General features: G+C 73.4%; 16 protein-coding genes and 1 pseudogene. 14 read left to right on the top strand and 3 right to left on the bottom strand.

Annotation, left to right across the window (positions count from 1 at the left end):
- Positions 1 to 51 precede the first annotated feature (51 nt).
- A complete protein-coding gene (locus tag ACFYPH_RS18385) occupies positions 52 to 1,647 on the bottom strand; it encodes a ricin-type beta-trefoil lectin domain protein (RefSeq protein WP_354863119.1) in 1,596 nt (531 codons plus the stop codon).
- A 419-nt stretch (positions 1,648 to 2,066) separates the two neighbouring features.
- Here ACFYPH_RS18385 and ACFYPH_RS18380 point away from each other — a divergent pair, with 419 nt between their 5' ends.
- The 3 genes from ACFYPH_RS18380 to ACFYPH_RS18370 all read left to right on the top strand — a co-directional run bounded on the left by ACFYPH_RS18380 (position 2,067) and on the right by ACFYPH_RS18370 (position 5,336).
- Positions 2,067 to 2,633: a sigma-70 family RNA polymerase sigma factor gene (locus tag ACFYPH_RS18380; RefSeq protein ID WP_354863117.1), complete on the top strand. Its 567-nt coding sequence runs from the start codon at positions 2,067 to 2,069 to the stop codon at positions 2,631 to 2,633.
- 99 nt (positions 2,634 to 2,732) lie between these two features.
- On the top strand, positions 2,733 to 3,815 hold the full coding sequence (locus ACFYPH_RS18375) for a zf-HC2 domain-containing protein (protein WP_355065866.1): 1,083 nt from the start codon (positions 2,733 to 2,735) through the stop codon (positions 3,813 to 3,815).
- Positions 3,816 to 4,049: 234 nt separating this feature from the next.
- The gene (locus ACFYPH_RS18370) at positions 4,050 to 5,336 is read left to right on the top strand and encodes a ricin-type beta-trefoil lectin domain protein (RefSeq protein ID WP_355065868.1); all 1,287 of its coding nucleotides are present in this window, start codon (positions 4,050 to 4,052) and stop codon (positions 5,334 to 5,336) included.
- Positions 5,337 to 5,400: 64 nt separating this feature from the next.
- On the opposite strand, the gene ACFYPH_RS18365 is transcribed toward ACFYPH_RS18370, so the two are convergent.
- Positions 5,401 to 6,363, bottom strand: a complete 963-nt coding sequence (locus ACFYPH_RS18365) for a hypothetical protein (protein ID WP_354863166.1) — start codon at positions 6,361 to 6,363, stop codon at positions 5,401 to 5,403.
- A 299-nt stretch (positions 6,364 to 6,662) separates the two neighbouring features.
- Between ACFYPH_RS18365 and ACFYPH_RS18360 the strand changes: the two genes are divergently transcribed.
- From ACFYPH_RS18360 to ACFYPH_RS18315, 10 genes are all read left to right on the top strand, one after another.
- On the top strand, positions 6,663 to 7,166 hold the full coding sequence (locus tag ACFYPH_RS18360; RefSeq protein ID WP_354863165.1) for a hypothetical protein: 504 nt from the start codon (positions 6,663 to 6,665) through the stop codon (positions 7,164 to 7,166).
- Complete coding sequence (locus ACFYPH_RS18355; RefSeq protein WP_355065872.1) at positions 7,163 to 7,849, top strand: hypothetical protein; 687 nt, start codon at positions 7,163 to 7,165, stop codon at positions 7,847 to 7,849. Before ACFYPH_RS18360 ends, ACFYPH_RS18355 begins: the two co-directional genes overlap by 4 nt.
- A gap of 67 nt (positions 7,850 to 7,916) precedes the next feature.
- Positions 7,917 to 8,285, top strand: a complete 369-nt coding sequence (locus ACFYPH_RS18350; RefSeq protein WP_354863163.1) for a hypothetical protein — start codon at positions 7,917 to 7,919, stop codon at positions 8,283 to 8,285.
- Between the two features lie 3 nt (positions 8,286 to 8,288).
- Entirely contained in the window at positions 8,289 to 9,026 is a 738-nt protein-coding gene (locus ACFYPH_RS18345) for a hypothetical protein (protein WP_355065874.1), read from the top strand.
- Between the two features lies 1 nt (position 9,027).
- Positions 9,028 to 10,569: a hypothetical protein gene (locus ACFYPH_RS18340; protein ID WP_355065876.1), complete on the top strand. Its 1,542-nt coding sequence runs from the start codon at positions 9,028 to 9,030 to the stop codon at positions 10,567 to 10,569.
- A gap of 20 nt (positions 10,570 to 10,589) precedes the next feature.
- Positions 10,590 to 12,089 (top strand): SCO6880 family protein, encoded by a 1,500-nt coding sequence (locus ACFYPH_RS18335; RefSeq protein WP_354855686.1) that lies wholly within the window; start codon positions 10,590 to 10,592, stop codon positions 12,087 to 12,089.
- Positions 12,086 to 13,840, top strand: coding sequence for an ATP/GTP-binding protein (locus tag ACFYPH_RS18330; protein ID WP_354855685.1), 1,755 nt, complete (start codon positions 12,086 to 12,088; stop codon positions 13,838 to 13,840). Before ACFYPH_RS18335 ends, ACFYPH_RS18330 begins: the two co-directional genes overlap by 4 nt.
- A complete protein-coding gene (locus ACFYPH_RS18325) occupies positions 13,837 to 15,585 on the top strand; it encodes a type IV secretory system conjugative DNA transfer family protein (RefSeq protein ID WP_387183095.1) in 1,749 nt (582 codons plus the stop codon). Before ACFYPH_RS18330 ends, ACFYPH_RS18325 begins: the two co-directional genes overlap by 4 nt.
- 4 nt (positions 15,586 to 15,589) lie before the next feature.
- Positions 15,590 to 17,023, top strand: a complete 1,434-nt coding sequence (locus ACFYPH_RS18320) for a glycoside hydrolase family 19 protein (protein WP_387183092.1) — start codon at positions 15,590 to 15,592, stop codon at positions 17,021 to 17,023.
- Positions 17,017 to 17,397 carry a DUF4913 domain-containing protein gene (locus ACFYPH_RS18315; RefSeq protein ID WP_354855682.1) on the top strand — a complete coding sequence of 127 codons (381 nt, stop codon included), beginning with the start codon at positions 17,017 to 17,019 and terminating at the stop codon, positions 17,395 to 17,397. The genes ACFYPH_RS18320 and ACFYPH_RS18315 overlap by 7 nt, the downstream gene beginning before the upstream one ends.
- 664 nt (positions 17,398 to 18,061) lie before the next feature.
- Here the strand turns inward: ACFYPH_RS18315 and ACFYPH_RS18310 are convergent.
- On the bottom strand, positions 18,062 to 18,592 hold the full coding sequence (locus tag ACFYPH_RS18310; RefSeq protein WP_354855680.1) for a tyrosine-type recombinase/integrase: 531 nt from the start codon (positions 18,590 to 18,592) through the stop codon (positions 18,062 to 18,064).
- Positions 18,593 to 18,964: 372 nt separating this feature from the next.
- On the opposite strand from ACFYPH_RS18310, the pseudogene ACFYPH_RS18305 reads away from it, so the two are divergent.
- Positions 18,965 to 20,212: pseudogene (locus ACFYPH_RS18305) on the top strand (IS701 family transposase).
- The last annotated feature ends 6 nt before the right edge of the window (positions 20,213 to 20,218 follow it).

Below are 20,218 nucleotides of genomic sequence, written 5' to 3'. Positions count from 1 at the left end.
ACGACGGCCGGCGCCCCCGGTCATCCCGAGCGGGTGACCGGGGGCGGGCGGCTACCGCAGCGACCAGGTCTGCTTCGGATTGAACACGCAGGTCCACGCGTTCAGCGGAGCGCCGTCGCCGTGCCCGTCCACGTCCAGGCAGCGGTCGGTCTCCCGGTTGAACAGCGACCGGATGCCCTGATACTCGATCCACTCCCACTTCTGGGCCGGGTTGCCGCTGCAGTTGGCGGTCTGCACCGGCGCGCCGTCGCGCTTCTCGCCCCAGGCCACATCGAGGCAGAGGCCGTTGACCCGGACGGTCTTGTCGGACCCGAACGTCCACCACTGCAGCCGGTCCTCCTTGCACGGCCGCAGGACCACGGGTACGCCATCGCCGGTGCCGCCGGTGGCACAGAGACCGGTCTCCTTGCCGACGAGCTGCTTCGCGCCGCTCGGGCGCTTCGGCGGGGCCGGCTTCTCCGGCTCGGCGGACGGGCGGGCCGACGGCGTCGCGCTGGGCCGGGGCGCGGGGGACGCGGCCGTCGGCGTCGGCGTCGGCGTCGGCGACGGCGACGAGGGCTTGGGCGACGGGCTCGGGCTGGCCGAGGGAACCCGGAGCCGGCCGTCGAGGGCGTAGAAGTCGGTGAACTCCCGCACCTGCCGCAGGAACGCCTGCGTCGCGTCGTCCAGCTCGCCGCCGGTCTGCCGGACCGCGGTAGGTCCGTTCCGGTAGGCGGCCAGCGCCAGCAGGCCCGGGTCGCCGTCGAGGCCGGCGAGGTCACGCCGCAACGCGCAGACCGCGGCGCCGACCGCCGGCACGGCCACCTGCGGGTCCCACGGCGAGGCGCCCGCCGGCCCGTGCGCCCGCCACACCTCGGGCAGGAACTGGGCGATTCCCCGCCGGCCGTCGTCGCCGAGCAGGTTCGGGTCGAAGCCGGACATCGCCATGAGCTGCGCCGCCACCGCCGCGGGCGGCACCTCCGGGCACACCGAGCCGGCGCGCACCACCAGGCGTACGTAGCTCGACGGCACCGCCCGGGGCTGCTGGCGCTCCGGGTCCGGGCGGGCGGTGCCGGCGCCGCCGAACGCGGTCAGCTCGCCGTAGTACGCCGCGTAGCGGCTGACGTCGTCGACGTACGCGACCGCGGCCGACGGCACGCCCTTGGCCTCGCGTACCTGGTCGAGTCCGGTGTGGAACGCGGCCAGGGACAGCCGCCACGGGTCACCGGGGATCCCGGCCAGCCGCAGTTGCCCGCTGAGGTCGCACATCTGGTGGGCCAGCGCGAGGATGTTCGCGGCGGTGTCGGTGCGGTCCGCTCCCGGCCACGGCGCCCACGACTTCCACCGGTCGTCGTCGAGCCCGGCGAAGCCGCGACCGCCCGAGGTGGTCTTCTTCACGCGTCCGTCCAGGCCGGACTCGGTCATCAGCTGCCCGGCCAGGCGGGCCGGGGTCAGCGTGGGGCAGGACCGAGCCGCGGCCCGGATCGCGGTCAGGTGCTCGGCGGAGACGGTACGGCCGGTCAGCTTGTCATCCCGGGCGGTGGCGATGCCCCAGCTCACGGAGGCGACCACCATGCACAGCACCGCGAGGCCGGCCGCGATGGCGGCGACGACACGACGCGGGATCCGAGCGAGCCGGGATCGGAGGCCAGGAAGATCGGGTGTCACGGGACTTCCCTTCCGGTGATGACGTCGCCAGGCGTGACGGATGCGCGACGTCCTCGGTTCACCCGACCGGAATCGGATCCGATTCCAGTCCGGCCGCCATTGAACCGACCGGCACACCGAGCCGTCAACGTGACCGCCGCCGGGCGCACCGATCCGCGGCTGCCGGATCGCCGATCGGAGTGTTCGATGTCGACTCGCCACCACCCGCCCGGCGCGGGCCCGACCAGCGCCGTCGTGGGCACGGTGACCTCGGGCCGCCGGTCGGGCCGCGTCCGATGAGCGCCGGCACGCTGGTCGCCGTCCGCCGGCCCACGGCACCGTCCGATCAGTACGGCTATTGTTTTCCCTCAGAGGGGCTCGGCGCCGACGTGCCGGGCCGGGCGGGCGGGCACGCCCCACACGTCAGGGGGAGGCGTTCCGTGTCGGCGGTGCCCAACGAGGCGGTGGAACCCGGAGTGCCGGGCGAGACCGTCGGGCAGGGCTCGCCGGAGAGCCTCATGCGCTGGATCCACGAGCAGTACCGTGAACCGCTGCTGCGCTTCATCACCCGGCTCGTCCTCGGCCGCCAGGAGTTGGCCGAGGACCTGGTCCAGGAGACCTTCCTGCGGGCCTGGCGGAACCTGGGGACGTTGGCGGAGGAGCCGCGCCGGATCGCACCCTGGCTCTACACCGTCGCCCGGCACGTGGCGGTCGACGCCGGCCGGGCCCGGCAGGCCCGGCCGCCCGAGGTCGCCGTGCCCGACCTCAACCGGCTCACCACGGCCGAGGACGAGATGGACCGGGTGGTCACCGCCCACACCGTCCGCCTGGCGCTACGACAGATCAAGCCGGAGCACCGCGACGTCCTCATCGAGATGTACTACAAGGGCGCCTCGGTCGCGGAGGCGTCGCAGCGGCTCGGCATACCCGAGGGTACGGTAAAGTCGCGGACGTACTACGCGGTGCGGGCGCTGCACGCGGCGATCGGCCCGATCGAGTCGGCCTGATGTCACGTCCCGGCGACTACTCGTCCGATCCCCGGCACCGGCGCGGTGTCCCGGATCATCGCTCCGGCGCACCCTCTGTCGGGTCGGGAAGGGGGCGTGATGCGCACCGGCGGTGAGAACCCGACGTCCGAGCACGAGGCCTTGGCGCTCTATCTGCTCGGCGCGCTCGACGAGACCGACCGCGTCGCCTTCGAGGCGCACCTGGCCGGCTGCTGGGAGTGCCTCGCCGCCGCAGGCGACCTGGGCGGGGTGACCAGCGGGCTCGGCGGACTCAGCGCGGCGGACTGGGACGAGTTCGCCCTCCCACCGGCCTCCGTCCTGCCCCCCGCCTCCGTCCTTCCGCCGCGTTCCGTCCTTCCGCCGCGTCCCGCGCCCGGACCGGAGGACGCACTCCCGCCGGGCCGCGATCCGGCGCCCCGGTCGTCGGCCCACCCGACGCCCGGCACGTCGACCACCCCGCCGGCCTCGGACCCGACGCCGAAACCGGGTGACCTGTCGGACACCGCGTCCGGCCCGGCTGAGTCCCGGGCCGGCCTGCCGGATGTCGCGTCGGCGTCGGACTCGGGCGAGTCCCGGGCCGGCGTGCCGGATGTGGCGTCGGCGTCGGGTCCGACCGGCGTACCCCGGACCGAGGTCCTGGGGACGGCGGGCCCGAGCGGCGCCGCGGCCGGTCGCGGGCCGGCGCGGCGGTGGGGCGTCCGGCCGGGGCGTGCGCCGGGCGGCGCCGGCGCGACCGGGCCGGGGAGGGCGTCCGGCGGCCGCCCCCGGGCTTTGTCCGCCCGCCGTCGGCTGCTGCTCTGGGGCGGGGCGGTCGTGCTGGCGCTCGCGGTGCTGACCGGCGGGATCGTGGCCACAGTCGGTGGCGGGGGCCGTGACGACCTGGTGTTGACCGCGACCGGTGAGGCACCCGGCCAGGGCATCAGCCTCTCCGTGTCGATCACCACGCACGAGGGCAGGGGCTCCACGATCCGGATCACCGCGACCGGGCTGCGGCCGGGGCTGCGCTACCGGCTCTTCGCGGTGACCCGCGACGGGGTCACCCACCAGGTGCGGGACTGGACCGCCTCGGCCGGCCCGCAGGAGGTGACCGGCGAGCTGTCACCGCCGGTCGACGACCTCTCCTTCGTCGGCGTGGGCCTCGCCGACGGCACCTCGGTGGTCACCGCGCCGATCTCGCGCTGAGGACGGAAGGCTGTTCGCGGCCAGCGGCTCACAGATCTTGGTACCGAACGGCCCCTATCGGGGCGCTTTCCTTCCAAGATCTACACCGATCCTGTGGTGCGGGACAGATGGTCTCCGACCGATCCGCCGCACTTCCCGTTGAACCGAAGGCTCTCCCGCGCCGTCATGTCGCCGTGCGGTTGCCGCACCCGTCGGGGGACGCGGCGCGTCCCTGCCAGGCCGAGGGAGGGCTACATGGCTGTGAGGACCGGATCGTCGTCGACCCGTGGGACGCGGGCCGGGGTGTCGGGCGGGGGCCCGGGCCCATCCGAGGGCGTCAACCGGGGCCCCCGCCCAGCACGCAGGGCCGCGCTGCTCGCCGTGGTGCTGGTGGCGCTCGGGCTGATCGTGGGCGTGCCGGGCGGGCGGGCGACCGCCGCCACCGGGGAGCGGGTGACGTTCGTCAACGGCACCGCGGAGACGTTGTGGATCGGCGCGGGCGAGAGCGGGGACGGCTCGCGGCCGATCACCGGCCTGCCCACGCTGCGCCCCGGCGAGTCGAGCACGATCGTCATCCCGGATGCCGGCGAGCCCGGCCACTGGCGCGGCCGGTTCTTCGCCCGTCAGCGCTGCGGCGGCGACCCGAACGGCTCGTTCCGCTGCCTGGTCGGTGACTGCGGCGCCTTCGCCGACCGGTGCGAGCGGGGCGCGGAGCCGGTGAGCCTGGCGGAGTTCAACTTCGACCGGAACAACGCGGGCGCGCCCTGGTACAACGTCAGCTACGTCGACGCGTTGTCGACGACGATCACGATCGACGCGCCCGGCGCTCCCCGCCCGGAGAAGGCGGGCAGTTGCGCGCGGTGGGACTGCTCCGCCGGGCAGATGCTCGCCGCCTGCCCGGAGGCGCACGCCGTACGCGACCCGGCCCGGGGCGACCGGGTGAACTGCGTCAACCCCAACCGGGACGCGGAGAGCGCGTACACCGCCGCGCTGCTGCCGTTCGGGCCGCGCGCCTACCTGTGGTCCACCCACGACCGGGTCGCCGGCAACGAGACGGTCTACAACTGCCCGGGCTGCGCGGAGGTGGTGGTGACGTTCCGCAACGGCGGCACTCCGTCGACCCCGCCCGCGAAGCGTCCCGCCGACCGTTCCGGATCCGGCTTCGCGCTGCGCGGCTACGCGGACAAGTGCGTGGACGTGCCGGGCGGCGAGTCGGCCGACGGCGTGCGGTTGCAGCTCTGGCAGTGCAACGGCACCCCGGGCCAGCGGTTCACCCGTGGGTCCGGCGACACGCTGAAGGTGCTGGACAAGTGCATGGACGTGGCGTGGGCGTCCCGGGACAACGCGGCCAAGGTGCAGCTCGCCTGGTGCAACGGCGGGCCGGCGCAGGTCTGGGTCGCCGAGGGCGGCCTGCTGCGCAACCCGAACTCCGGCAAGTGCCTCGACGTGCGCGACTGGAACTCCGACGACGGCGCGCCGTTGCAGATCTGGGAGTGCGCCGCCAGCCAGAGCAACCAGAACTGGCGCGAGACGGGTCGCTGAGCCGGCCGGAAGCGACGTGGGCCCGGGTGATCGTTCACCCGGGCCCACCGGTCGTGTCGAGCGGTCACCTCCGGCCGCGTGCCGGCGCCTGACCCTGTGCCGCGCTCGACGAACTGGCCGCCGGGCCCGTACTCGACCCTGGGCTGGTCCGCCCGCGTTCCAGGTCGACGTTCTGCGACTGCTGCTGGATCGCCGAGCGCCGCTGGTCGACCGCCGCGTTGGTCAGCGCGGCGCCGGCGGTGACGAACCCGCCGGCCGCGGTGAGCTGGGTGGCATTGGCGGCGGTGCCGGCGATGCTCATGCCCAGGCCGCTGAGGTTCCCGGCGTGCACCGCGGCCTTCGTCCAGTCACCCCTCTGCGCGGCGTCGATGAACTCCACACCGGACTTCAAGGCGGTCACGGCGGACGCGCTGATCTGCGTGCCGCGCGCCGCCCAGCCCTCCAGGACGCCGGAGATGGCGCTCAACGAGCCGGCGGTGAACTCCGCACCCGGCGGCAGGTACGTGTTCATGTACTCCTTGAACTGGGTGAGGCCGGTGAAGCCGGCGTTCTTGGCGCCCTGCCGCGCCTCGCTCTCGGTCGGACGGTCCGGGTTGGCCGGCCGCACCTGGCTGCCGCGTCGCGGCTCCACTGGCGCCGGCGTGGTGACGGCACCCACCTGCATGGCCGTCCGCACGAGCGCGTCCGGGTCGGTGGCGACGTAGGTGGACCGGCGGCGGAGCCGCCCCACCTGCTGGTCGGCGGCGGCGGAGTTCCGGCTCGCGCCGGAGCCACGCGCGGCGGAGTTCCGCTCCGAACGGGCCGGGGCGGCGGGCGGCGACACCCGCCGCCCTCCGTTGAACGAGTCGGTGAACTGCGGGGGCGCCGTGGACGCGGACGTGGACGCGTACGCCGCCTGGCTGTACGGGTTGACCGGCAGGCTGTAGTGCCGGTCCGCAGCCTCCATCTCGTAGTCGTTCTCCGCACCGGCGAACGTCTGGGCGCGTTGCAGCGGATCCGGCTCGTAGCCGTACCTGGGGTCGGACATGGTCACTCCTTCGAGCGCTGGTTCGTGCTGGGCCAACCGGCGGTTCGCCGCCGGCTCGGTGTGCCGCCTCCCTCCCACGGATCGCGGTGCACCGTCTACGCGGCGGCCCCGGCCCCGGTTCAGCCGTGCCCCCGGATTTCTCCGCCGGGCGGCGGCTGGAAAAAACCTCGAACCCGCGCTGAACCGAGTGGGCGGTCGCGTCGTAGAGCGGCCGTCGACCGCTCCGCCCGCGCCGCCGAGACGCCGCAGGCGCGGCCGGCGACCGACGACGGCGAGCAGACAGGGAGGCGAGACGGACGATGAGCCAGCCGGTGATGCTGCGGCGACCACGGGAGCGCGACGAGCGTCCGATCCGACACCGCGATGTCCTCTCGGACGAGGGCATCGGCTGGATCGGCGCGCACGGCGGCGCCGGCGCCTCCACCCTCACCCGCCTGCTCGGCGGCACCGACATCGGATGCCGGTGGCCGGATGCGGCGATCGGCGAGCCGGCCCGGGTCGCGGTGGTCGGGCGGACCAGCCTCGACGGCCTGCGGGCGGTCTCCCGCGCGTTGAACGCGATGCGGGAGGGCCGGCACCCGGCCGGGATGCGGCTGGTGGGCGTGGTGCTGATCGCCGACGCCCCGGGCCGGTTGCCGGCGCCGCTTCTCGGCCGGATCCGGCTGCTGCGCGCGATCGCCCCGGTGCACCGGGTGCCGTGGGTCCCGTCGTACCGGGTGGGTGCGGAACCGAAGCGTCCGCCGCGCCAGCTGGCCCGGCTGGCCGCCCTGGTGGAGGCCCGGCCGGGGCGGGGGTCGCGGTGAGCCGGACCCGCCGGGCGGGCTGGGTCGTCGCCGCCCTGGTCCTGGCGCTGCTCGGGCCGGCGCCGGCCGCATGGGCGGCGGCGGGCACCTACACGGTGACGGTGGACGGCGGTGACGCGGCGTTCCTTTACAAGATCTGCCTGAAGACCACCACCACGGTGAACACCTACCCGGCCGGTGGCGGCGACCGGGTCTGCTCCGGCAAGAAGGGCTCGACCGACGGGTCGTTCGACCTGACCGCCGAGTTCACCGACGGCGACACGGTCTGGATGGACGTCGAGATGCTGGTGGACCTGAGCGGCCACTCGCGGACCAAGGACAACGTGGACATCACCGGGTCGCACTCGTGCACGCTCAAGGGCGCCCTGTACGCGGGAAAGTTCAAGTGCGAGAACGCGATCAACAAGAAGAGCTTCGAGGCGCCGTCGATCGAGCCGTACCAGGTGGCCGTCGACGACCCGAACGCCCCGGTGGTGCAGCTTCTGACGCTGATGGCCTGGTGCGTGAGCGCCGCCGCGGTGCTCGGTCTGCTGCTGACCGGCATGACGTTGGCCTCGCAGTTGCGGCGCGGCGCGCTGGAGGAGCGGACCGAGTACACCAAGCAGATCGCGTTCGTGATGGCGGCGTGCCTGCTCGCGACCACCGCCGGGCCGATCGTCGAGGCGCTCGGGTTCAGCCAGTGACCACCCCGACGGGCCCCGGCCCCGGCCGACTGACCAACCCCTTTTCCCAGCACTGAAGGAGCACCCAATGGCCCTCTCCGACATCTACTACAGCGGTCTGGTTCGGATCCCGTTCGGGATCCGTCCCGCGCCCGAACTGGGCGGCGATTTCGTTGGCGGGGTGCCGCAGCCGGCGACCGGCGAAAACTCGGTGCCCAGTGAGCTCGCCACGAAGGTCGAGCAGGCGCTCGGCCTGGTCGCCTGGGCGGGTACGGCGGCCGGCGTCCTCGGTGTGCTGATCACCGGCGCGGTGATGGCGATCTCACACAAGCGGGGTGAGAGCTCGGAGCACATGAGCCGGCTGGGCATGGTGCTGGGCGGCTGCATCCTGGTCGCCACCGCGGGCCCGATCGTGACCTGGGTCTTCGGCACCGGCGGCCAGGCGGACGGGAACTGACGCATGCGCGCGCGACACGAATCCGGGCCGGCGGAGGAGGGGCCGTTCTGGCGGCACCGTCGATGGCAGGTGTCGGCGGCCTTCGTGGTGCTGGCGCTCTGCACCGGCGTCGGCGCGGCGTTCTACGGGGGCGGGGACGCCGGTTCCCGGGCCGCGCCCGCGTCCGGGCCGGTGATCGGCGGCCTCGCGCCGGACGGGTCGCGACCGCAGGGCTGCCGCACCGTGGACGCCGTACAGCGGATCCCGGACGCGGCGCCGACCGACGTCACGTGGCACCCGCTCAACGGCGCGCAGACCCCGTTCTCCGCCTCCGCCGGGCCGCTGAAGGCCACCGGGCCGCTGCGCTGGTGCTTCGCGCACACCCCGATGGGCGCGGTGCTGGCGGTGCACACCATCTCCCGGCAGATGAGCGGCCCGGACTGGCGTACGGTCAGCCGGCAGCAGCTCGTGCCCGGGCTCGGGCGGGACTACTTCGACGCGATGCGTGAGTCGCTGGAGGACGGCGGCCCGCCGCAGACCTCCAACCGCCTCGCCGGGTTCCTCGTGGTGCGCTACACGCCCCGGACGGCCGTGGTCCGGGTGCTGGTCCGGCAGGCGACGGCGCGCTACTTCTCGGTCGACTACACGGCGGACTGGAACGGCGTGGACTGGCGGCTGCGGCCGCTGAGCTCCGGCGGTCTCTACGGCCCGGTCACCCCGGTGCTCTCGCTGGCCGGCTTCGTGCTGTGGAAGGAGAGCTGAGATGGCTGAGTGCGCGACCGGCGACGCCGTCTACATCGGGGAGATCGGCCAGGTCGTCGGCTTCTTCGAGCGGGGCATCGACGGCATCCTCAGCGACATCGCGGGCGCCATCATGGGCGCGGCGGTGGAGTTGTTCGCCAACCTCGGCGACGTGCCGACGCTCGGCGACGAGAAGATCAACGACCAGATCCACCTGCAGACCGACTGGCTCGTGGTGACCATCGCGGTGGCGTCGTTGCTGGCCGCGGCGTTCCGGATGGCACTGCTACGGCGGGGACAGGCGTTGTGGACGGCGCTGTCGGGCCTGGTCCGCATGATCCTGACCGTGGGTGCCGCGTGGACCGTGCTCAACCTGCTCGCCACCGAGGCCGACCACTACAGCGACCACCTGTACGACCAGGGCATCAAGGCGCAGCTCAAACTGATCGCCAACTGTGGCACCGACGGGCTCACCGCGTTCCTGCTGATCATCATCGGGTTGCTGCTGCTGGTCGCCGGCTGCATCCACGTGATCCTGATGTACCTGCGGCTCGGCGCGATGGTGCTGCTCACCGGCACGTTGCCGCTGGCCGCCGCGGCGTCGATGACCGAGTCGGGCGGCGGGTGGTGGCGTAAGCACATCGCCTGGATGGTGGCCTGGCTGGCGTTCAAACCGGTGGTCGGGCTGATCATGTATTCCGGGGCGGCGATGATCGGCTCGGTCGACGGCGACGCCAAGCACTACAAGCTGGCCGGCGCGGCCATCCTGCTGATGGCCGCGGTCGCGCTGCCGGCGTTGATGCGACTGATCGTGCCGGCCATGGCGGCGCTCGGTTCGTCCGACGGCGTGGGCGCGGGTGTCGCCGCCGGCGCCGCCGGCGCGGGCGCGGTGGCGAGCGGGGCCAAGCGGATCGCCGGTGGCGGCGGTTCGAGTGGCGGCGGCGCGGCCAGGGCGCCGAGCGGCGGCGCGCCCACCGGCGCGGCGTCCAAGGGGGGCGGCGCGTCCAAGGCTGGTGGTGCGTCGAAGGCCGACGGCGCGTCCAAGGCCGACGGGGCGTCGACGTCCGACGGGGCGTCCACGGCCGAGGGCGCCTCCACGCCCGACGGGGCGTCCACAGCCGAGGGCACGGCCGGCGGTGGCGGGTCGACGTCCGCAGGACAGCAGGCGTCCGGGAGTAAGCCGGCGTCCGGCGGGGAACCGGCGTCCGGCGGGGAACCGGCGTCCGGCGGGGAACCGGCGTCCGGTAGCGAGCCGGTGTCCGGTAGCGAGCCGGCGTCGGGCAGCAGACCGGCGCCCGAGAGCGAATCGGCATCCGGCAGCACCCCCGCGAGCAGCACCCCGGCGCCCGCGAGTAGCCCGCCGTCCGGCAGCGATGCGGCAGGCGGTGGCGGGTCGGCAGGTGGCGGCGGGCGCAGCGTCGCGTCGACGGCCGGCCGGGTCGTCGGCGGCGCGGTCGGCGCCGCCGCCTGGACCGTGCAGAAGAGCGCCGGCGTCGTCGCCGGCACCCACCGGCACGCCGCCGGCATCGCCCGCGGCGCGCTGCCGGACCCCGATCGAGACTAGGCCGGCTCAGGAGGACGACCATGACCACGGCAACCGAACAGATCAAGACACTCACGTACGGCAACTGGCGCCGCCCCCGCAAGGCCGGCCTGGGCTCGCTGGGCCTGATCGGGACCGTCGGCCTCTTCGGCGGTCTCGTGCTGGTGCTGCTCGCGTCCATGATCTCGCTGGACGCGGCCCTGGTGGTGGGGCTGCCGCTCGCGTTGACGCTGGCGCCGCTGGCGATCCGCACTCCGGACGGCCGCAACGTCTTCCAGATGGTCGGCGTCCGGGTGGGCTGGTTGCGCCGCAAGTCCAAGCGGCAGCACCTCTACGTCTCCGGGCCGCTGTCGACACGCCCCGGCGGACGGTTCCGCCCGCCCGGCCTGCTGAGCCGGGCGGTCATGCTGGAGGGGCGCGACCCGTACGACCGCCCGTTCGGCGTGCTGCACCACCCCAACCGTCACCAGTACACGATCGTGCTCAGCTGCGAGCCGGACGGCGGGTCGCTGGTCGACCCGGACCAGGTCGACACGTGGGTGGCGCTGTGGGGCGACTGGCTGTCCCGGCTGGCGCACGAGCCGGGACTGCGCGGCGCCTCGGTGGTGGTGGAGACCGCGCCGGACCCCGGCACCCGGCTCGCCACCGAGGTGCTGGGCCGGATCTCCCCGGACGCGCCGCCCGCCGCCCGCGCGGTGATGGAGGAGGTGGTGCGCAACTACCCGGACGCGTCCTCGGAGATGAACACCTACCTGACGCTGACCTACTCGGCGCCCGGCGGCGCCCGGCGCGACGACGACACCATGCTCGCCGACCTGGGGCTGCGGCTTCACGGCGTGCTCAACGGGCTGGTGGCGGCCGGCGGCGGGTCGGCGGAGCCGCTGTCCGCGGAGCGGATCGCCGAGGTCGTCCGGGTCGCCTACGACCCGGCCGTCTCGGCCGAGGTGCTCGACGTACGCGCCCAGCACGGCGGCACCGGGCTGGAGTGGGACGACGCCGGGCCGGCCGCCGCGATCGAGTCGGTGACCGCCTACCAGCACGACTCCGGCGTGTCCCGGAGCTGGCTGCTGACCATGGCGCCGCGCGGCGTGGTGCGCTCCGGGATCCTGCGCAGCCTGCTCGACCCGGCCGCCGGCATCCGCCGCAAGCGGGTGGCCCTGATCTACCGTCCGATCGATCCGGCGACCTCCGCCCGGATCGTCGAGTCGGACCGCCGGTCCGCCCAGTTCATGGCGAACTCAACGAAGGGCCTGGTCAGGGCCCGCGCGGTCGCGGAGATCCAGGCGGCCGAGCAGACGGCGGCAGAGGAGGCCTCCGGCGCCGGTCTGGTCGAGTTCTCGATGCTTGTGACGTTGACCGTCGACTCGGCCGCCGAGGTGCGCGACGCCAACGTGACAATGCGGAACCTGCTCGGCGCCACCCGGATCGCGATGCGCCCGGCGGACCGGATGCAGGCCGCGGCGTTCACCTGCGCCCTGCCCGTCGGCATCCTGCCCTGGGAGCAGGCGTTCGTTCCGCACGACCTGCAGGAGGCGATGTGACGGGCGGCGACGGCGTGCGGCTGCTGGATCTCGGGGCGGGCTGGCCCCGGATGACGTCCGGACCGGTCACCGCGATGTCCGGTCTGGTGGTGCCGGACGTGGACGCGCAGGACCGGGAGCCCGACGAGACGGGCGAGCAGACCCCGCGGGCGCTGCGCCGGGCGCGTCGGCGGCGGGCTGCGGAGGAGGCCGCCGAGCAGCGGTACCGGCAGCGGCTGGCCCGGGCTGACCGCGCCGATCAGGTGCCGCACCGGGGGTCGCCCGTCGTGGGCGGCGGACGGGTGGCCACGCTGGACCCGCCGACCATGTGGCGGGCCACTACCGTGCAGGCGTGCGGGCTCTGGCCGTTCGCGTCCGGCTCCGGCGCCCCGATGACCGGGGTCCCGCTCGGCCAGCACATCAGCACCGGGGCCACGGTGTGCGGGGATCCGCTCAACTGGTTCACCCGGGCGCGCTACATCTCCAACCCGTCGCTGTTCATGCTCGGCATGCCGGGTCTCGGCAAGTCCACGCTGATCAATCGGATGCTGATCGGCCTGGCCGCGCAGGGCGTCGTCCCTCTGGTGCTGGGCGACCTGAAGCCCGACTACGCGGACACCGTCCGCGCGCTCGGCGGGCAGGTCATCTCCATCGCCCGGGGCGTCGGCGGGCTCAACGTGCTGGACCCCGGCGCGATGGGCGCCGCCGCCGCGCGGATCGGCGGGCAGGCCGGGCAGGCGCTGGCCGCCGAAACCCACGGCCGGGTGTTGAACATGGTCGCGGCGCTGCTCACCATCGTGCGGGGCGTGCCGATCAGCGACCACGAGCAGTCGGTGCTCTCGGCCTGCCTGCGGCACCTGCGCGAAGCCACGCCGCCGGGCCGGACGTACCGGCTGCCGGACCTGCTCGCGGTGCTGGAGGCGGGGCCGCCGCGGGTCCGGCAGGTCACGCTCGACCGGGGTCAGGAGTCGCGTTACCGTGACGCCGTCGACCCGCTGCACCGGTCGCTGCTCGGCATCCTCGACGGCCCGCTCGGCGACACCTTCGCCTCCGAGACCGCCACCCGGATCGACCCGGACGCCACCGCCGTCTGCATCGACATCTCCCGCATCGGTGAGGCGGACGGGCAGTTGACCGCCGCCGCGATGCTCGCGGCCTGGTCGGACGGCCTGGGTACGGTGTCCGCGTCGCACGCCTTGGCGGACGCGGGCCTGGCGCCCCGGCGCTGGTTCTTCACCGTGCTGGACGAGCTGTGGCGCCCGCTGCGGGCGGCTTCCGGCATCGTCGACCGGATCGACGCGCTCACCCGGTTGAACCGTTCGCTCGGGCTCGCCGACGCGAAGATCACCCACACTTTGAAGGACGCCGAGGCCCTGGGCAGCGAGGCGGACAAGGCGAAGGCCCGGGGTTTCGTGGAGCGCGCCGGCATGGTCGCCTGCGCCGGGCTGCCGAAGGCAGAGATGGAGGACCTGGGCCGCGTGGTGGGGCTTTCCCGGCGCGAGATCGACCTGGTCTCGTCCTGGTCCTCGCCGGCCGGCTGGGCGCAGGACGGCGCCAACGAGGAGCCGCCCGGCCGAGGCCGGTTTCTGATCAAGGTCGGTGGGCGGCCCGGCATCCCGATCCGGGTAGCGATCACGGACGCCGAGCGGCACCTGCACGACACGAACACGCGGTGGATCGCCAACGGCGACGCGGAGCGGATGCTGGCCGAACGCGCCGCGGTAGTGCGCGCCGTGACGGCCGGCGACCTTCCCGGGGCGGGTGCCCGGTGAAGCGCGGCACCGGCGGAGACCTGCTGGCCTGGCTGATCCCGACGCTCGCGCTGATCAACCTCACCGCCTTCGTCCTGCTGTGGCTCGGTGGCACGCTGGCCACCGCCGTCGGCGGGTACGGCTGGCATCCGCCTCCGTTCCGCCTCGACGTCTACCTGAGCCTGCTCGGCGGCGGTGTCGGGACGGTCTGGCCGGGCGTGCCGCCGGCCCTGGTGTACGGCGGCGCGGTCGTGCTCGTCCCGGCCGTCGCGGCACCGGTGGTCGCGGCGGCCCGCGCCGTCGCCCGTCGCCTCGGCCAGTCGTCGAACCTGGCCCGCGCAGCCGACCTGCGCGCCATGACCGGTAAGGCGGCCGAGGCCCGGGCCCGTGAGCTGCGCCCGTCCCTGCGCGACGCCGCCCGCCTGCGCCCCGACGACACCGGCAACCTGCTCGGCGATCTCCTGCCGTCCGGGCCGGAGCTGCGCTCGTCGTACGAGGACGTGGAGCTGGACCTGATGGCCCCGCGGGCCGGCAAATCCACCGGGATCGCCATGCCCCGGGTGCTGCGGGCGCCCGGCGCGGTGCTGCTCACCTCGAACAAGTCGGACGTCTACCTGGTCACCCGGCAGGAGCGGGCCCGGGTGGGTCGGGTGTGGACGTTCGACCCGCAGGGCGTCGCGTATACCGAGCGCGACATGTGGTGGGACCTGCTCGGCGGCTGCCGCACCCTGGAGGGCGCGCGGCGGCTCGCCGGCCACTTCGTCAGCTCGGTCAACGACGACGCGTCGAAGCGGGACTTCTGGATCGCCGCCGCGCAGAACACGCTGACCGCTCTCTTCCTCGCCGCCTCGCACGGCGGCGCGACGGTCGGGGAGATGCTGGCCTGGCTCGCCGACCCGGGCGACCGTACTCCGGTCGACCTACTGCGCGACGCCGGCCTGGACGCGATGGCCGATCAGCTCCAGGGCACCGTACGCGGCGCGGTCGAGACCCGCGACGGCATCTACGAGACGTCCCGGCAGTGCGTCGCCTGCCTGCTCGACCCGGAGATCCTGGCCTGGGTCAGTCCGGACCCGGACCGCCCGGAGTTCGTCCCGGAGGAGCACGTGCTCAGCCGCGACACGCTCTACCTGCTGTCCAAGGACGGCGGCGGCTCGGCCGCCGGAGTGATCGCCGGCCTGGCGGACGCCGTGGTCCGGGCCGGCGTGGTGGCCGCCGAGCGGATGGGCGGCCGGCTGGACCCGCCGATGACCGCCGTGCTGGACGAGGCGGCCAACGTGTGCCGCATCGCCGACCTGCCCGACCTCTACAGCCACCTCGGCTCGCGGGGCATCAGCGTGGTGACGCTGCTGCAGAGCTACCGGCAGGGGGTACGGGTCTGGGGCGAGGCGGGGATGGACGCGTTGTGGGGCGCCGCCACGGTCAAGCTGCTGGGCGCCGGGCTGGACGACGCCGATTTCGTGGACAAGGTGGCCCGTCTGATCGGCCAGCACGACGTCCGTACGCCAACCTACTCCCGGTCCCGCGACGGCTCGTCCCGGTCGGTGTCGTACCGGCAGGAGCAGGTGCTGCCGGCGGACCGGATCCGGGCGCTGCCGAAGGGCACCGCGCTGCTGCTGGCGACCGGCGTGCGGCCGGCGGTGATCCGGTTGCGTCCCTGGTACAAGGAGCCGGACGCCGGGCCGATCGCGGCGGCGGCCCGCGTCGAGGCGGAGGCGATCACCACGCGGGCGCGGGCGGCGGCCGGGCGCCAGCGGGCCGGGTGACGTGGTGTCGAAGCTGGCGGCCGCGCGGGCCGCGCACCAGACGGCGACGAACCGGTTCGGCGCCACCCAGATCACCTGGCTGATCATCTCGATGGTCGGGATGCTCCCGCTGGCCGCGATGGCGGCGCTGGCCCTGATCGTCCTGGTGGTCATCATCCTGCTCAGCGGTTCGCAGATGACCTCGTACTCACCGGACCCGGACAGCACGCTCGGCCCGGGCGCCGGCGGCAGCGTCCTCACCGAACTCGCCGGCGGCGACGGCCGCGGCGGGTTCAAGGAGTCGGGCGTGCCCGACGCGGACCTGGTCGCGCCGATCCGGGCGGCGGCCCGTGAGTGCGACCTGCTCACCCCCGTGATCCTCGCGGCCCAGATCGAGTACGCGTCGGACTTCGACGCGGACAAGGAGGGTCAGGACGGCCGCAAGGGGCTGTCCCAGCTCACCCCCGACGTGTTCGAGCGCTACGGCAAGGACGACGACGACAGCGGCGAGGCCTCGGCGCTGGACCCGGAGGACTCGATCCACGCCCACGCCCGGTGGTTCTGTCACCTGGCCGAGGAGACCCAGCGGATGCTGGACGAGAAGACGGTCGTCGGCGACCATCTCACGCTGACGTTGATGGCCTGGGACCAGGGCACGGAGGCGGTGAAGGCGCTGGGCGGCATGCCGGTCATCGTGCTGGACAGCTACCCGTTGCGGGTGCGCGGGCTGTTCGCCCGCTACACCATCGGCGGGACGGACACGTCCACCGCCTTGCCGACACCGACGGCGTCGCCGGGGGCCGGGGCGAAGAAGCGCGTGGTGACGGGGGACGAGGGCACGCTGCTGACCGGGTCGACGTTCGACACCATGTTCCCCGACCGCAACACTTTCTACACGTACGCCGGGCTCACCGACGCGATGGCCACGTTCCCCGACTTCGCCGGCACCGGCGACGAGGCGACCCGCAAGCGGGAACTGGCGGCGTTCCTGGCCAACGTGGACCACGAGTCCGGCGGCCTGGTCCACGTCGAGGAGATCGACCGGGCCGCGTGGGGCACCTACTGCGACGGCGGCCAGCCCTACGGCTGCCCGGCCGGCCGTAGCGCCTACCACGGGCGGGGGCCGATCCAACTCAGTTGGAACACCAACTACAAGGCGGCCGGCGACGCGCTCGGGCTGGACCTGCTCGGCAACCCGGACCTGGTGGCCACTGACCCGGCGGTGGCATGGCGTACCGCGCTCTGGTTCTGGATGACCCAGAGCGGCGCGGGCACGACCACCCCGCATGCCGCGATCACCGGCGGCGGGGGGTTCGGCGAGACGATCCGCAGCATCAACGGGGCGTTGGAGTGCGGCGGCGGCAACGCCGCGCTGGTGCGGGCGCGGGTCGACGCGTACCGGCGGTTCACCGCCGCGCTCGGCGTCGACCCCGGTGACGAGGGGACGCTGACGTGCTGACCGACGAGCCGCCGCCGAGGCCGTTCTTCATCCTCTACCTAGACGGACCCGAGTACGCCGAGGAGCTGCGCCGGCTCACCTCCTGGGTGGAGGGCCTGCTGCTCCCGGTCTACGGCGGCGAGGTCACCTCCGGCGCGCCCTGGTGCCCCCGCTGGCGGGAACACCCGGAGGCGATCGCCTACCTGCACGGGCTCTGGCTCGCCTGGCAGGAACGTACCGGCCCCCGGGCGGCGCCGACCGACCCGGCCCTCTGGCACCAGAACCACCTCTGGCCGACCATGGACGCGCTGCGCAACCCCAACGGACCGTTCGCCGGCTGCAAGCCCGGGGGACACCGGCCCAAGGACCGGCCCTACGTCGAGCGCGACGACTGAGCGACCCGCCGGGAGAACCGTCCGAAGGACGGCCGCCGGGGCGGCCGGCCGTCCTTCGGGCCGATGCCGCCTAGGTAGCGGTGGCGGCGAGCGTTGGTTGGATGCTCGGCATGACTGAGATCTGACCCGTCGCCTGGCCGCCCCAACCGATCCGGGCCGAGCGACTGGTGCTTCGCGCGTCCGAGGCCCGGGACCGGTCGACGTTCATCGAGCTGTTGGCGTCGCCGGAGGCACACCTACCTCGGTGGCCCCGGTCGTCGGACGAGCTTGAGTGCGAGCTGCCCGAGGTGCCCGCACGGTGGCGAGGGAGTTTCGTCGTCGACCTCGACAGGGCGATAATCGGCCGGGTCCCGCTTTGGCGCGCGACGGAGCATCGTCGTCCGGCGGCCCGTGGGAAAGGCCGATCTCGGTTACCTGTTCCTGCCGCCTGCCTGGGGTTTCGGGTACGCCACCGCGACGTGCGTGGCGGCGCTCGACTGGTTCGGCGGTGTCCTTCCCGGCGAGCCGGTGGTTGCTTACCACCCAGTCCGCCAGCGTCAACTCGATGCGCCTCGCGGCAAAGCTGGGGTTCACCGAGGTGGAACGGTTCCACGCCTGGGACGCCGAGCAGTGGCTCGGCGTGCGGCCCCCGGTGAAGCCGTCGGCCTGAGCCCGTCGTGGGGGGTCAGCCGGTGGGGCCGATCCGCTTGGCCAGGTCCACGAAGGACCGCCAGGACGCGGCGTCGACGTCGAACGCGAGCAACGGCAGGTCATCCTCGGTGGCGGCTTCGGCTTTGGCGCGTTTGACGTCGAGTTCGGCGATGACCGAGGTGTAGACGTCGGTCATGGCGGCGGCGAAGGAGTGGTCGAGGAGTTCCTGGATGTCTTTGAGGTCGGCGCCGGCGGCTTTGAGGTAGGTGGCGGCGCAGTGCCGCAGGTCGTGGGCGCGCAGGATGACGCGGGTGATGCTGGCTCTGGCCATGATCCGGTTGCCGGACTCGGACTTGACCTTTTTGATCACGGGTGTGTAGCCCTGGGTGGCCATCTGTTGGGTGACGCTGATCAGGGAGTTGTCGAGGTCGACGGCGGTGTCGGTGAGTCCGACGGCCTCGCCGCGGCGCAGGCTGCGGTGAAGGATGAGCGCGAACAGTGGGTAGAGGGCGATGTCGTGCTCCTCGGCGTGGTCGAGGAACGCGCCGCCTGTTGCGGGGTCCACACCATGACCGGTCGCTCGGAAGCCAAACACCGCAGCCTTCGACGTCCGCACCTGCCGCGAACCGAGCGCTACGCATTGTCGCCGCCGGGCTCGTTAATGCCTGCTCACAGTGTCACGCCCCGGTTGAGACTGTCAGGATCGTGTTTAAGAGGCCGGTTCGCGGAGGCAAGGAGAAGTCCACGGGCGGGCGAGGGTCGCAACAGGAAGAACTAGTACTCCAACGTCACTTGGCTTCGGCGTTGGGCGTGGCGCGGGCATGAGGACAGCCACCGCGTTGATCATCGATGGTTTGTGAGGACAACCGAAGATCGTGCGGTGGCCGTGTGCCACAGCGTAGACCCGACCGGGTGGCGGGTCATCCTGGACGAGGCGGTGACACGTGTCGCGGACCGGTTCGTGCGGGCGGAGCCCCGTCGGACCGCCGGGCAGTTCGTGGAAGGGCTGCTGTCGGGCGTGGAACGTAAGACCTGCTGGTCGTTGGCCGAACGGGCGGGTCACGACGATCCGCAGGCGATGCAGCGGCTGCTGCGTACGGCGGTGTGGGACGCCGACGCCGTCCGCGATGACGTGCGTGATTGGCTGATCGAGCAGCTTGGCCACCCCGAGGCTGTGCTGGTCACCGACGAGACCGGCTTCCTGAAGAAGGGCGTGTGCTCGGCCGGGGTGCAGCGGCAGTACACGGGCACCGCCGGCCGGGTCGAGAACAGCCAGGTCGGGGTGTTCCTGGCCTACGTGTCACCGGCGGGGCGGGCGATGATCGATCGCCGGCTCTACCTACCCGAGACATCCTGGTGCGATCGCCCCGACCGTCTCACCGCCGCCGGCGTCCCGGACGACGTCGGGTTCGCTACGAAGCCTGCCCTGGCCCGGCAGATGATCGCCGCTGCGCTGGACGCCGGTGTCCCGTTCGGGTGGGTGACTGGCGACGAGGTTTACGGCGCCGACCCCGGCCTGCGCGCTGACCTGGAACACCGCGGGATCGGCTACGTCCTGGCCGTCGGCTGCGACCGACGCGTGCACGTCAACGACGGCCGCACTTTGATCCGCGTCGACGACCTCGCCGACCGGATACCCACCGCCGAGTGGCAGCAGCACAGCTGCGGACCGGGAGCGAAAGGTCCCCGCGACTATCTGTGGGCCTGGGTCACCACCGCCACCAGCCCCGGTGAGCACCGGTGGCTGCTCATCCGCCGCAACCGAACCACCGGCGAGCTGGCCTTCTACCTGTGCGGGTCACCTCGCCTGGTGCCGCTGCACACCCTCGTGACCGTCGCCGGATCCCGCTGAAGCGTCGGGGAGTTGTTCCAAACCGGCAAAGGCCAGGTCGGCCTTGACCACTACCAGGTCCGCGGCTGGACCGGCTGGCACCGGTTCATCACCCTGGCCATGCTCGCCGTGGCCGTCCTGACCATCCTCGCCGCCACCACCGCGCAGCAGCCCGACCCCGACCCGGAGATCATCGCGTTGACCGTCGCCGAGATCCGCCGACTCCTCAACGCCTTCGTCCTCGCCCTGCCACTACCCCCAGCGCACACCCTGTACTGGTCCACCTGGCGACGAACATCCCAAGCCCGAGCCCGGCGATCCCACTACCAGCGCAGACTCGGCCACTTAGCTTGAGACTTA

This window comes from Micromonospora sp. NPDC005252 (genome assembly GCF_042872475.1).
Lineage (GTDB): Bacteria > Actinomycetota > Actinomycetes > Mycobacteriales > Micromonosporaceae > Micromonospora.
The sequence above is the reverse complement of the archived record's forward strand: the minus strand, read 5'-3'. Positions and strand labels throughout refer to the sequence as shown.